This is a genomic window from Paenibacillus sp. EZ-K15, from assembly GCF_002573715.1.
In the GTDB taxonomy this organism is placed as follows: Bacteria; Bacillota; Bacilli; order Paenibacillales; family Paenibacillaceae; genus Paenibacillus_AQ.
Genome location: NZ_PDHM01000017.1, coordinates 787,601 through 801,895 on the forward strand (window position 1 = coordinate 787,601; position 14,295 = coordinate 801,895).

At 46.1% G+C, this 14,295-nt stretch carries 11 protein-coding genes and 1 pseudogene; 1 reads left to right on the top strand and 11 read right to left on the bottom strand.

What is annotated here, in order from left to right:
- Nucleotides 1-8 precede the first annotated feature (8 nt).
- The 4 genes from CRG97_RS20195 to CRG97_RS20210 all read right to left on the bottom strand — a co-directional run bounded on the left by CRG97_RS20195 (nucleotide 9) and on the right by CRG97_RS20210 (nucleotide 4,018).
- Entirely contained in the window at nucleotides 9-1,313 is a 1,305-nt protein-coding gene (locus CRG97_RS20195) for a DUF4129 domain-containing protein (RefSeq protein WP_098746626.1), read from the bottom strand.
- Nucleotides 1,310-2,416 (bottom strand): DUF58 domain-containing protein, encoded by a 1,107-nt coding sequence (locus tag CRG97_RS20200; RefSeq protein WP_098746628.1) that lies wholly within the window; start codon nucleotides 2,414-2,416, stop codon nucleotides 1,310-1,312. Before CRG97_RS20200 ends, CRG97_RS20195 begins: the two co-directional genes overlap by 4 nt.
- A 13-nt stretch (nucleotides 2,417-2,429) precedes the next feature.
- Nucleotides 2,430-3,410: an AAA family ATPase gene (locus tag CRG97_RS20205; protein WP_098746630.1), complete on the bottom strand. Its 981-nt coding sequence runs from the start codon at nucleotides 3,408-3,410 to the stop codon at nucleotides 2,430-2,432.
- Between the two features lie 221 nt (nucleotides 3,411-3,631).
- Complete coding sequence (locus CRG97_RS20210; protein ID WP_098746631.1) at nucleotides 3,632-4,018, bottom strand: antibiotic biosynthesis monooxygenase family protein; 387 nt, start codon at nucleotides 4,016-4,018, stop codon at nucleotides 3,632-3,634.
- 150 nt (nucleotides 4,019-4,168) lie between these two features.
- Here CRG97_RS20210 and CRG97_RS20215 point away from each other — a divergent pair, with 150 nt between their 5' ends.
- On the top strand, nucleotides 4,169-4,468 hold the full coding sequence (locus CRG97_RS20215; protein WP_098746633.1) for a hypothetical protein: 300 nt from the start codon (nucleotides 4,169-4,171) through the stop codon (nucleotides 4,466-4,468).
- 234 nt (nucleotides 4,469-4,702) lie between these two features.
- Here the strand turns inward: CRG97_RS20215 and CRG97_RS20220 are convergent, their stop codons facing one another.
- From CRG97_RS20220 to CRG97_RS20250, 7 genes and pseudogenes are all read right to left on the bottom strand, one after another.
- Nucleotides 4,703-5,635 carry an NAD(P)/FAD-dependent oxidoreductase gene (locus CRG97_RS20220; RefSeq protein WP_098746635.1) on the bottom strand — a complete coding sequence of 311 codons (933 nt, stop codon included), beginning with the start codon at nucleotides 5,633-5,635 and terminating at the stop codon, nucleotides 4,703-4,705.
- 168 nt (nucleotides 5,636-5,803) lie between these two features.
- Nucleotides 5,804-7,033, bottom strand: coding sequence for a chromate transporter (locus CRG97_RS20225; protein WP_098746637.1), 1,230 nt, complete (start codon nucleotides 7,031-7,033; stop codon nucleotides 5,804-5,806).
- Between the two features lie 283 nt (nucleotides 7,034-7,316).
- Nucleotides 7,317-8,546 carry a CynX/NimT family MFS transporter gene (locus CRG97_RS20230; protein WP_098746639.1) on the bottom strand — a complete coding sequence of 410 codons (1,230 nt, stop codon included), beginning with the start codon at nucleotides 8,544-8,546 and terminating at the stop codon, nucleotides 7,317-7,319.
- Between the two features lie 167 nt (nucleotides 8,547-8,713).
- On the bottom strand, nucleotides 8,714-10,093 hold the full coding sequence (locus CRG97_RS20235) for a helix-turn-helix domain-containing protein (protein ID WP_098746641.1): 1,380 nt from the start codon (nucleotides 10,091-10,093) through the stop codon (nucleotides 8,714-8,716).
- A gap of 43 nt (nucleotides 10,094-10,136) precedes the next feature.
- Nucleotides 10,137-11,516 (bottom strand): helix-turn-helix domain-containing protein, encoded by a 1,380-nt coding sequence (locus CRG97_RS20240; RefSeq protein WP_098746643.1) that lies wholly within the window; start codon nucleotides 11,514-11,516, stop codon nucleotides 10,137-10,139.
- Between the two features lie 129 nt (nucleotides 11,517-11,645).
- A pseudogene (locus CRG97_RS33805) lies at nucleotides 11,646-12,175 on the bottom strand (group II intron reverse transcriptase/maturase); the annotation flags it as partial.
- A 437-nt stretch (nucleotides 12,176-12,612) separates the two neighbouring features.
- Complete coding sequence (locus tag CRG97_RS20250; RefSeq protein WP_098746645.1) at nucleotides 12,613-14,001, bottom strand: helix-turn-helix domain-containing protein; 1,389 nt, start codon at nucleotides 13,999-14,001, stop codon at nucleotides 12,613-12,615.
- Between the last annotated feature and the right edge of the window lie 294 nt (nucleotides 14,002-14,295).

A 14,295-nucleotide genomic window follows, 5' to 3' on the forward strand; every position in this document is an offset into this window, starting at 1 on the left:
TTCACTCCTCATGTATGCTTCCTATCCAATTGCAGCCGTTCAACTTCTTCTTCCGTAATGGTACGGGTACCATATCGGGCTTCCTCGTAAAGCTCGATCAAGGATTGTGGAATACGATCCTTCCTTCCGTCCCATTCCTTAAGATCGCTTTCGGTTTCCCGCGGTGTTAGCGATGCTTTCCAATGATAGCCTTCCCTGATACTTCGGGAAAGTATCATCCGATACATTTGGCGAATTTTCTCATTTAGATGCTCTGATCCTTCTCCTGCCCGAAACTTTCCGCCGATACGCATACCGGACAACAGCCGTTTTAGTCGTTTGGATGCCGGGTCATGTTCAATGTTCTCCACTTCATCCTCATAACCTAGTGAAGGCTGAATGTTCTGTCTGTTCATCATCCTGTTCATCCATGCAGAGAATCTTCGGTACAGCTTAGGCAGTACTTTGCCAAACCTGAACAGAACATACAAAATCCCGATCCCGATAGCGGTGAACACGCCATAGATAAGCACTTGCTCCAATACCTTCATCCATGGGCTCGGCGGCTTGGTTTCTTCATCGAGGAATGGCATTTCGGGCGGAGGCTCCGACATCGAAGGCGGCTCCGGAGCCTGCTCCGCTCCGGAGCCGAACCATCCGGAGATCCATGCAGCGATCCCCCGCGCCATATCAGAGACCCATTGCTGCAGTTGCGGAAGAAAAGCGACCACCGCGACCAGAAGCAGCAATACGATGATAAACCAGCGATTGTAGCGCAGAACTCGCCGTTCCAATACAGGTTGATCATTGCCTGGCAGTGTCTCATCCAACACCAACTGCCGATTGACAATCAACAGGGTCAGTCCTAACGCCGCTGCCCCCATCCAGGTCAGAGATGATATGCCACCCTGGAATGAATCCATGAAACTTAACATAAAACTGCTGACCCCGTACAGAATCAAACCTATTAAGAAATAAGTCCCCGGAAACATCAAATTCCAGCTTCCCTGCTCCATTCGGCTTCCGCGATAACTGGCAATAAATAATAGAGGGATGAAATAAACAAGAGTCAAATCAACGCCTATGAAAGCGATGGATACCGTAATGGAAACCAGGCTAGCCCATAAGGTTGCCTTAAACTGACGATCCAGCTTGAACCATCGCGTACCTGTGTAGCCAAGTAAGTACCCGCCTAATACTAGGACAGGCCATACCCAGTGGTACGATTCAGGCAGCAGATAGAACGCCGGAATAAAGAGAACCGGAAAATAGAGCACACATTCCACGAACCCCTGCAAGAAAGCCTTTATAAATCCAGTGCCTCGAGAGGTCATGCAGACACCTCCTTTGCAGGAGACGGCACATCATCGAGAGGAAATACCTGAATCGTATGCCCATGGTCCCGAAATCGTTGAAACATTTCTTCCAGCCTAGGGCTGACATAAGTGCTCAGAATGAGGATATCTCTTGCCTCTTCATGCCGGGACAGTTCATGGGCCAGATAATCATGAAAAGAAGCCTTGCGCGTCAGCTCCAGTCTCGCCAGCATTTCGAATATCAGCTGCTGCTGCGTCATGCCGCCTGCAACGGGGACGAATGCCTCATCGGTTGAATCCTCGCCAAGCGTTCCGTTCGTCCCCATTCCGATCTCCATTCCCTGTGACAATAAGTGAGCTGTAATGCCAGCCGCCAGGCGGATGCCATACTCGATCGGCTCCGGCCGCGTCGCTTTGCTCCACATCTGCTCATGATCCTCTATATTCAGATAGATCAAGAGTCGGCTGTCCGCTGTAGTATCCCGCCTGTGGACCTGTAAGATGCCTGTCCGTGCGGTCGCCTTCCATTGAATATCCTTCAGCGGATCGCCGTCGCGATATTCGCGCACGCCCGATATCAGGAAAGGATCCTCCAAGATCCATCTTCGGACCAGCATTTCGCCCATCCAAGTCTGGACCGGGAGGGCCATGTCCGACACATCCATCGGCATCGGATACACGATAATGCCACCGGACAACGTCTTACTCTCCACAATCGACTCCATTCCGACCAGATCACCCGTCGTCATTGATACTGTGCCCAGCTTATACAGGCCTCTGCGCTTAGCGGTAATCCGATGTCTGCGAAGGATCTTGGTCCAAGGCAGAAGACTGAAGAAGCTCTTGTGGTTCTGATTGAATTGCCCCTCGCTGATATCCAGGTTCAATTGATTATCAAATGCCAGACCCGAGCGGAATTGGGATTCTATCCTTAACCAGGGTACAGGCAATGCTTTGCGGTTCTCAATGATTTCGATCAATTCCACGGAATCTCCCTCATAGCAAGTCGACACCTTGAAGGAGCGGCTGTAGTTCAGCCTTTTCAAGGCCATCCGTTTGAAAAGCTTGCCCTGCACGACGACGACCACCGCGGCGATGAACAATATCCAGTAGGCTCCCATAGCCATCCGCCCCCTACGACGAAATGCCTTCTTCAGTCGGTACGGAAACCTGCTGCAGCAACCGTTCGATCACTTCTTCCGCCGCGGCAGCACCGCCGCGGCTGTGGAGCGTCCCGCGAAGCTTCAACCGATGCGCCCATGTCGGGACAGCCAAATCCTTCACATCATCAGGGGTAACAAACTCCCTGCCCTTCAGGATAGCTTGTACCTGCACAGCCTTCAATAAGGCTTGGCAGCCCCTTGGGCTTACCCCGGAAGCAACCGCTTCATCCCGTCTCGAATGCTCCGAAAGCGCAACGATATAGGATAACATCTCATCGCTGACATGTACTTTGCTGACGATATGTCTGGCTTGTACGATCCGCTCAGATGTTGCAACTGCCATTAATGACTCCAAGGGTTGATCATCTTTAAACCGTTTCAGAATATTCACGCTTTCCTCCGAAGTAGGGTATCCCATATTCAGTTTGAACAGAAAGCGGTCCAGCTGCGCCTCCGGCAGCGGAAACGTTCCTTGCTGTTCCAGCGGATTCTGCGTCGCGATGACCAGAAACGGTTCTTCCAACTGATGGGTTACCCCGTCAATGCTGATCTGGCGTTCCTCCATGCACTCCAATAGACTGGACTGCGTACGGGGTGTCGCCCGGTTGATTTCATCGGCTAGAAGGATATTCGTGAATAAAGGACCCGGACGGAATTCAAACGTCGCGGATTGTTGATTATAGAAGTAAATGCCGCTCAGATCCGTCGGCAGCAAATCCGGCGTAAACTGCACCCTCTTAAACGTGCAATCAATCGACTTCGAGATGGATTTAGCCAGCAATGTCTTACCTGTACCCGGCACATCTTCCAGCAGAACATGACCTGAAGTAACCATGGCAATAAACAGTCTGTCAATCAGTTGCTCTTTACCTACCATAACTTTGGAAACGTTTGCCCGAATGTCGTCGGCAAGACGACGAACGCCATGATAATCTAGAGTAATTGTAACCACCCCTTATGTAGTTTAACCTTACAACAAAGTTCGTCATGACATCCCATAATTCCTGTTATTCGGGACAAAATAAGACCGATTGCATAATAGACCGGCTTCTCCTTCTGTTACCATGAAGATATATCCCGATCCCCTGTGCTTCCGATACGCCAAGAAGCTGTCCAAGGACAGCTTCCGAGAATGCACCCTTATTGCGACACGCCCGATATTTGAAGATCTGATTATTCTGTCGTCCGTTCTTCCTGGGAAGCCGGATCCGTCCTGCTTTCAGGAATCAATAGTTTAGTCAGCTCCGCCTCAGCCTGCTCGCGACTATCGATCCGGATATCGATATAATGCCTAACCTCAGGCGGCTGGGCATAAAACGGCTCCAGAGACGCATTCCATAGCTTATAGTCCGGATGCCCGCGGAAGCCGATCAGGTGATCCTTAATGCCGCTCCAGCGGACGAGGAATATATATTCATCCCGGTTCTCCACACACTTGTTAAGCTCATGGCTTACATATCCCTTTTTCGTTAACAGAACGCCGGAAGCTTCCCGAAAAGCACTTTCAAACTCGCTTGCCAGCCCCGGTTTGATATAAAGTATCGCTGATTCCAGTATCATATCGCATCCCCCTCTTCGATATCCATCCGATCAACGGTAAGAAGTAACGCTTGTTATTGGGCAGCGCCATGCTAGGAAAACAAGTAGGTGCAGTCAAGTATATGCTGATATAATGAGAAGCATGAATACACTTATAAGGATGAGACAAACATGGCATTCGGCATCTCGAGACAGGAATTGCAGCAATGGAAGCAGAAGGTCGCACAAGGAGACATCGCTTTTTTGACCCATTATTGGTACGACAAGCGGTTTCCGGAGTTCCATACTGTAACCAAAGTAGGCTGCTCGAACCTCCAGCGCCTTGAGGACTGGTGTGTATCCAACGGACTTAATCCGGAATATATCCATTATCGCCTGCCTTACCCGCACTTTGATCTGATCGGTCCCAAGCAAACCGAATTACTGCAAAAGTATAGGCTCGAAGATCATATCACCCGATTCGGTCTGTAAATGCCTATCGGCGGCGTACTTTTATAGGACAGACCACATATAGCGGAACTTTTTCTTGCGCGTAAAGATGGTCAGCCTCTCTGAAGTTTATACGTTCTTATCTCTTAACAAAACCCGCCTTGATCCACGGCCATGCTCGCTACATGCCGTGCCCGATCAGGCGGGTTTTATTAGAATGTTTATCGACGGAATCGTATCGTGGTTTTCTAATGATTCGGGTCTATTTCTATAGCATCAAGTAACAGCCCCGCTAGTCATCTTCTTTAGCGTCTTGTTGATCCAGATCGCGGCAGTCGCACCCTCACCCATCGCCACGGTGGTTAATTCGGAATGGACGCCCAGGTCACCAGCGGCCCAGAGCAACTCGACACTCGTCATTTTGGACCTTGGATCGGTCTTGACATGCCGGTTGTGCTCAAGCTCTGCCCCCAACTGGTCGGCCAATTCGGAATAGATCATATTCCCGCCAAAAGATATAAACCCCCGCTCCGCGGACACAATGCTCCCATCCTCCAACACGACGGCCGATAGAATGCCGCCCTCCTCATGAATTTCCGACACCTTTTTCTCTATATACGGAATCCCGAGCTCCGCCAATTGGGACATATGCTCGGAAGAAGCTGGCTCCCCTTCGTGATTGATGTAGATGATATCCTTGGTCCGCTCCGATAGCAACACGGCCATACTCGCACCGGGATCGCCCGATCCCATCACGACAGTCTTTCGATCCTGAATTTCATAACCATCGCAATCGGGGCATACAAAGACGGATGTGCCCAGCGTGGGCATCAGGCCTGGAAGCTTGGGAAAACGGTCCATCACACCTGTTGCGAGCAGCAAGGTTTTGGCCCTGTACTGAACTCCATCTTTACCGGTTAACACAAAATACTCCGCTTCATCTCGCCCCGCTTTCCGAATATCATCAGCAGCAAACGTGACACCAACAGACTCCGCCTGCTGACGTCCGCGCCGCCTGAGCTCTTCACCAGGGACTCCATCCGGCCATCCGAGGATGTTGCGGTAGCTCTTACATATGGTGGACCGCCCCGTTCCCCGGTCAATCACAAGGACATCGTAGGCAGAATACCGTCCCAGCTGTATAGCCGCCTGCAGACCTGCAATTCCGCCGCCGATGATAATGCAATCTTTCACTTCGGTATCCAACATGTAGGTTTATCCACTCATTTCTATATCGAATTAAGAGCTGGAACTCCTTGCATCAAGATATACTTCAAGAAGAGAGGTACACCCTAAATATTTAACCAATCTGCCGTGATTTACTCCTGAAAAATCAAATAGACCCCGGCATTAAGCGCCGAGGTCCAAAGCAATGAATCACAGGAGAAGCTGTCCGGCTAATGCACCGGTAATCACAACAAGCCACGGAGGGCTCTTCCAGAACATCAGCATCCCGAACAGACCCGCGCCGATCACAAATTCAAGCGGACTATGAATGGAGGATGTCCAAATGGGATGATACAAAGCGGCCAGCAGAATCCCGACCACTGCCGCATTCATGCCTGTCAGCATGCCTTGCAGTTTAGGGTTTCTACGGATGCTGTTCCAGAACGGCATTGCCCCTACGATGAGCAGAAATCCAGGCAAAAAGATAGCGAGTACAGCAACGACACCTCCAGGAATCCCCTGGATCAAGACCCCGAGGTACGCGGCAAAAGTAAACAACGGACCGGGTACAGCCTGTGTTGCTCCGTAACCCGTCAGGAAATCCTCTTTGGACATCCATCCGTTCAACACCGTCTCACTCTCGAGCAGCGGGAGAACGACGTGGCCTCCGCCGAATACAAGCGATCCAGCTCGGTAGAAGCTGTCCACAATGGCTACCCAACCATTATCGGTCAGACCTTTAAGGAGCGGCAGACCCACTAATAACACAACAAATATGCCCAAGCAAAAGAGTCCGGCTTTCCGTCCAATCGGCATCTTGATCTCGGGTGCAGCTTCTTCGTTCACTTGACGCCTAAACAACCACAGTCCCGAAATGCCGGCCAGAGCGATGACCGTCACTTGAGAAATAGGACTCTGCCACAGCAAAACAAAGGCCATGGCTACTAACGCTATGGCCGCCCGTACGGGACCCGAGGCCAGTTTTCCTGCCATACCCAGAACCGCTTGCGCCACGATGGCCACTGCGACAATTTTCAGCCCTTGAATCCAGCCTGCCGAGCCGGGATCGAAGGTTTGCATCAAATAAGCGAAGATCATGAGCATGAGCACGGATGGTAACGTGAAGCCGAGCCAGGCAACGATACCGCCCCATAGTCCCGCTCGCATCACCCCAACACCAATGCCCACCTGGCTGCTGGCTGGGCCAGGAAGAAACTGGGCCAGGGCCACCAAATCAGCGTAACTCTTCTCATCCAGCCATTGTTTGCGCCGCACGTAAGTCTGGTGGAAGTATCCGAGATGGGCGATCGGTCCGCCAAATGAAGTAAGTCCCAGCTGTAAAGCAGTCCACCAGGTTTCGCCGAGAGCATGCCACCTGCCAGAGGGCTGCCTATTGCCGACTTGAGTTTGCACTTGTTCTTTCTCTGTCTCCGGATTCAATATCCATCGCTCCCCATATGCTTGGTGTAATGTAATAAAAACTTGTAACCCGTTCACCCTTAAGTATACAGATCATCTTTATCAAATTTCAGAGTATACCAAATTCTCATAATCAATCTACCCATTTATGTAAACGCTACGTAAAATCTTTAGAATTTTTGAATGTTATCGTATGAAAGTCCGCACAAACACTGAAAAAAGAGCGACCCAACAGAACTTATGTCCATGGATCGCTCTTATTATCATATTTACAGTGCGTCACTATCAATTGACTCCTATAGCTTTAAGCCTCCGGCTTCGTTTCGTTCGGTACGGAGAGATAACCTGGCTTCGCTGCGCCAAAACCGAAGATGAACAATACAAGGACAATGGCAGACAGCACCGCCAGAGGCACCTTCCATCCTCCTGTCGCATCATGCAGGAACCCGATGAGCAACGGACCTACAGCAGCCAATAAATAACCCAGCGACTGGGCCATACCGGATAAAGCGGCAGCTTCTTGAGCCGATTTCGTACGAAGGGTAAAGAACATCAGGGATAAGCTGAAATTCGCCCCACCTGAAATACCTACCAGCATCACCCATAGCAGATTCAAAGAAGTCATGCCGGAAAATAGGCCTGCATAACCAGTCAGCATGGACAATGCTGAGATCGTCACCAGCATACGCTGATTGGGATTCCGGCCAGCCAGAACAGGAATAATGAAGGAGAATGGTAAGCTGACAAATTGGAGAATCGAGAGCATCCAGCCCGCAGCACTATAATCCATGCCTTGGCTTCTCAGAATCTCGGGCAGCCATGAGATGTTCACGTAGAACGTAAACGATTGAAGTCCCATGAATAAAGTAATGTACCAAGCAAGCGGTGATCTCAGTACACTCTGATGTTTGGTCGCAGCCGAACTGACCTCAGCGGTTCTTCCGGAACTGCGGCGCTGGATGATCCAGACGATCAGGGCTAACACGGACAATGAACCCCAGATTAATAGGGATCCTTGCCAGCCAAGGCCTGCTTGGGTAGCCAGTGGAACGCTGATCCCGGATGCGATCGCGGCGAGCAGGTTCATCGAGGCAGAGTACGTGCCCGTCATCAATCCGATATGCCGCGGGAAATCCCGCTTGACCAGACTTGGAAGCAGCACGTTCCCTACGGCTATGGCCATTCCGAGAAATGCGGTACCGATTAACAGCGTATACGGAGATGATACCGAACGTATGCCGATTCCGAATGTCAGTACCACCATACTAAGTAAAAGAGTATTCTCCAAACCCCATTTTTTGGCCATGGCCGGTGCCATCGGCGACAATAAAGCAAAGGCTAATAGCGGCAGCGTAGTGAGCATACCCGCCAACGTGTTCGAGATTCCCGTATCGTCGCGGATGATCCCGATCAGCGGGCCGACCGATGTAATCGCCGCTCTCAGGTTAATGGCAATCAGGATGATACCTGCAAACATCATCCATGTGCGCCCAGCGGAAGTTGTGTTTTGATCTATCGATGTTCTTGATGTCATGACATGGACTCCTTACTTTCAAACAATATGTAAAAATAAACTTATCCGAGTTTATCACAAACCCGGACATTAGGCTATAGCCTCGGGAGGCTATCATGGCCGCTTTTCGGGCCAGTCCGCCGCCGATTCAGCGTTGTGCATTAGCCTGCAGACGCACGTATAGAGCCCTACACAAGTGGGCTCCAAGCGTATACGGATAATTTTTGAACATCGCTAATGTAATCATTATACCGTTTCTGTGTTTCCTCGGATGCGTACTGTCGGAACTGCTCGAAGATTCCCATGCATCGCAGCATTCCGTTATCACTTTTGATTCTTATCGAGTACTCCAAACTATCTACAATGAATGTTAAACCACGATCAAATTTTTTGGAGTTCAAATAGTATATCCCTAGCTCAGTAAGAAGGCGAGCGTATTGGTTCATCGTAACTTGTTCACTTATCTTGCCGAGGCTGCTTCGTTGTGGTTTATATACCTGATACTCTTTAAACTTCTCCAGAATATGATCTATGTTAAAGCGATGTCGATTTGCTGCTACAACAATATTGCATAAGGCAGTAAAAATCTCATCTGTTCTAGATTCAACATAGTTTACATATTCAAAAAGAACGTCAGAGTGTCCAGACATTAACCTGTATAAGTATCGATTCGCTCTTGCCCATTCTTTAAACTGATTGATAATTATTTTTTCCTGATCGGACGGTGCCTTTATCCAATCCGGGTTTTCATACATAGACAGATAACTTAATGCTTCCTCAAAATTTCCTGCTTCACGACGGACATTCGCTTGAATTAGAAATGAATAGAGTATGTAAAAAATGATGGGCTTTTCCTGTCCATCATTCATAATCGCTATTTTACAATTGTTCTTATATTGTAATCTAGCTTTATGACCCATTTTTCTAGCCAGTACTTCAATTGTGTCCCACCGCTGAAAAGAAATATTCACATTAATAAGCTTTCTATAAGCGTCTAATTGATATTCATCATCTAATCTATCAATATAATGCTCAAAAGATACTGCCAGCTTTAGATTAGCTTCCACATTGTCACTTATCTCCATTACAAAGAGCCGATATTGGCATAATGCAAGCCTTTCAGAATGCTGGAACTTTTCACTTTCAGCTACGCATTCATACAATAATGCCGCCGCTTTATACTTCTCCCTGTTGAAGAATTCCTCCGCCATTTCAAAAAGCATCGGCGCGTAATTGATGTTCTCCATCGTCATTCGTGCTGCTTTATGCAAACAATCCAGTTTATCCAGCTCCGCACATCGCCCCAGAAAAGGTCCAAGCCTACGCCAGTCGGGGGTAGCATGGAAAATACTCTCAGTTATATAAAGTTCATAGAATTGCCCCTCTTCCAGCCCCATACCTTCGGTAATCCGGTCTAGCTGGTGCATAGACATGGGACGATTACCATTTATGATATTACTAAGTGTTCCGCTATTGACACCCGATTTCTTTGCAAATTGGTTAATCGTCATACGATGATTCTGCAAATATTTAACTATCTCTCCGCGAATCGTGGCTGTCGTCTCCAAGTAACAACACCCCCAGAAAAATCTATTAAATAGCATTTCCCTATTACACTTGAGGGCTCCAAGCGTACACGGATAATTTTTGAACATCACGAATGTATTCATTATACAGTTTCTGTGTTTCCTTGGATGAATACTGACGGAACTGCTCGAAGATTCCCATGCACCGCAACATCCCGTTATCACTTTTGGTTCTTATCGAATACTTGAGGCTGTCCAGGATATAGGATAACCCGCGATCATACTGCTTAGCATTCAAATAGTATATCCCTAACTCGGCGAGGAAGCGGGTGTATCGATGTACTGTGAGCTGATCGTTAACCTTTCCAAGTTGATTTTGCTGTGATCTATAATGCAAATACTCTTTAAAGCGTTCCAAAATAGGATCAACATCGAGATGGTGACGATTGGCTGTAATCATGATATTACATAGAGCCAAGAAAATTTCATCTTTTCTTGATTCAACATAATCTACATAATGATATAGAACATCTGGTTGTCCACTCATTAAACCATACATATATCGATTAGCCTCAGCCCATTCGTTGAACTGATCCATAATGAGGGATTCTTCATTGCTTGGATTAATTACCCAATCGGGTTTTTCATACAATGATACATAGTAGAACGCATTATCGTAATCCCCTCGCTCTTGATATATATCGGCCTGCATTAAGTATGAATATAAAATATAAAATATAAGCGGTTTTCTTGGATATTCGCACTCCTTAAACCTGTCTCTATTTTGTTGATAATGAATTTTCGCTTGATGTCCCATTCTTTTTGCGAGTGTCTCGATTTTATCCCATCGTTGTAATGAAATATTCAGATTTATCAGCTTAACATATGCATCCAGTTGATACATTTCATCTAACCTATCGATATAGGGCTCAAAGTATACAGCGGCTTGTAAATTTTCTTCTTGATTCTCCCCTAATCTTATTAAGAATAATCGATACTGACAAAGTGCCAACCGTTCGGAATACTGCAATTTTTCGCACTCGGCTACGCATTCGTATAACAATGCGGCTGCATTGTACTTTTCCTCGTTAAACAAATCTTCCGCCAAGTCGAAAAGCATCGATGCATAATTGATATTTTCCATCGTCATTCGTGCAGCTTTATGCAAACAATCCAATTTATCCAGTTCCGCACAGCGCACAAGGAAAGGTCGAAGCCTCCGCCAATCCGGTGTCGTATGAAAAATGCTTTCCGTTATGTAAAGCTCATAGAAATGCCCCTCTTCCAGACCCATTCCTTCGGTAATCCGGTCTAATTGGTGCATAGACATGGGACGATTACCATTCAGAATATTACTAAGTGTCCCGCTGTTGATGCCCGATATCCTGGCAAATCGGTTAATTGTCATACGATGATTCTGCAAATATCTAGCTATTTCTCCGCGAATCGTGGCTGTCGTCTCCAAGTAAACAACACCCCCAGATGGAAAACCAAATATTAGTATAGTAAATAATTAATTTCATGCTATTATTTTACATTTGTTAGGTCAATAGTTATAATTATGACATTAATTGTAATAGATAAATAAGAACGATTACCAGCAAAGCTCCAGATAACGAGAAAGTAAACTTTTCAGCCCTTTCGCTTCCCAAAAAGGTTGAAAGGGCGTTATTTATGTTCCAAGACATTTTGAGGGGAATTGAATTTGCCATCCTAAAAGCTGCCCAGTCCGGTACGCCAAGGGCCCGTAGTTCACGCAGACGCGTCCGCACTCGTTTCCATTGTTCCATAAGCACATTCGAAGTCTTCGGCGAATCCACTGAACGAATCTCTCGCTGTGCCCCTTGTCAGAGGCTATTCGGATATGGACCGACTTCGATTCGTTAGTTCTCGGACTTTCTCCTTAAACCGGGAGATCGTCTCAACTTTCCTTCTCCAAAAGTGGATTATCAATTTCAGTACACGTTCGCCTGCTCGTTTGTTTGCGACAAAGATATGTCAGTCGTCCGCTTAGCGAACGTATCGCAGTCCACGCTGGGTATGTTCTTTATAAAGACCATCCAGCAGAATGTTCGCCAGAAGTGCTCAGAGGGGACCTCGCGGTGGACATCCTAGGCGCTCGCGAGCCCCCGTTCGGGATTTTCATCCTATAATGGCGGCTATGCTGGGCGTACTAATAAAAAAGATGGCTCCAGATACACCTGGAAGCCATCACTTTATGACCCTAACTAAATCATATATGTAAGAATTGTCACGTTCCTACTCCGTGATTACTTAAATGCATTATCCGATCTTGTGGAATAGTGTTGTCAGCATTTACAGTAAAACTCGGAGTTGCTACCACAAAAAGAATACTACAGGCAATCAATAGATGAGCCAATTTCTTTTTCATAATTTCTTGCACCTCACTAATTTGTTTTTCATCTCTTCATTGTTTTTATTGTAAAATATGGCGGAACTACACAAATATTCTCGCATTTTGGAACATCTATAATTGTAATAGAATCTACTATATTTTCCAATAGAAATATGTGAAATAGTAATGATACTTCTCAGCTAAGCTAATAACTAACGGATAGACCAATTTTTTTATCATTTAGCTTTTGAACTTCACACACTAAACCCCTGTATCTTTGTTGCACCTCTAGTGTAGAAAAATTACGAAATTGTTCAAACACCCCCATACATCTTAACATTCCATTATCGCTGTTTATAGTAATGGACTTTTCCAAACTATCTAGAATTAATTTCAATCCCTTATCAAACTGCTTTAAATTCAAATAATATATTCCTAACTCAGCTAATAACCTAGTATATCGATCAACTGTTATTTGTTGAAAAATTACTCCTATATGATTCCTTTGTTCTTTGAATCCTATATAACCCTTAAATTTCTCCAAGATATGATCAACTCGTAGTTGATATCTATTGGCAGCAATCATAATGTTGCATATCGCGAGAAATATTTCATCCTCCTTATCTGTGATGTATTTTACATACTCCGAAAGTGCTTCATCATTTCCAGCCATTAGTTTATATAGATATCTGTTAGCCTCAGCCCACTCATTAAACTGTTTAATTATAAGAAGTTCTTCTTCATTCGGCTCATTTTTGAGCCATTCCGGATCGGAGTACATAGAAACATACTTCAATGCTAAATCATAAGCTCCACGTTCATAATATACAGTGGCTTTTATTAAGTATGAATATAACTTATAGAAAACGATCGGTTTACTTCTCTCTTCTTCTTGTCCAAATATGCCCTCTTCGTATTGATATTGGATTGAAGCTATTCTCCCCATTTTATCAGCTAGTTCATCAACTTTGTTCCACCTATTCAATGATACGTTTAAGTTTATCAGCTCTCTTAACGCATCCAATTGATAAACTTCATCTAATCTATCAATATAAGGTTCAAAGTATACTGCAGCCCTTGAATTAACCTCCTGATCATCACCCAATTCCAACGTAAACAACCGATACTGACAAAGGGCTAATCTTTCCGAATGCTGAAATCGTTCACTCTCAGCCACGCTCTTATACAGCAGTACAGCCGCCTCATGTTTTCCCTCTTTGAAAAAAAGCTCTGCCGTTTCAAAGAGTAAAGGCGAATAAGAGATATTATCCATCGTCATCCGGACAGCCTTGTCCAGACAATTCAGCTTCCCCAGCTCAGCGCATCGGTGAAGAAACGGACCCAGCCGACGCCAATCCGGCGTAGCATGAAAGATGCATTCATCAATATACAGCGCGTAAAAATAACCCTCTTCCAGGCCCATACCTAACGTAATCCGGTCCAATTGCTGCATGGAAATCGGGCGGTTGCCATTCAGAATGTTGCTGAGTGTGCCGCTATTGACCCCCGATATCTCAGCAAACCGATTAATCGTCATTTCGTTCTTATGTAGGAACTCTTCCATTTGTTCACGAATCGTGGCTGTCATTTCCAAGCTAACACCACCCTTTAGGATCAGAACCCAAATATTAGTATATTTCTCTATACAGTTATCATATTGATTAATATTCCAGCGGTCAATACTTAATTACGTCATTTTTTTACAAAAAATACCCAATACAATTTAAAAATGCCAAATTCAATCACTTTCCTTTACTATTTTATATATCGTCAGATTGATCACTACGATGAGAAAAAGCGCTCCGAAATTTTCGGAGCGCTCAGGCTGTCGAGAAAGTCTCGACAGCTATTTTTTGTGTATTTAATTCAACACGACACCGCGTTAATA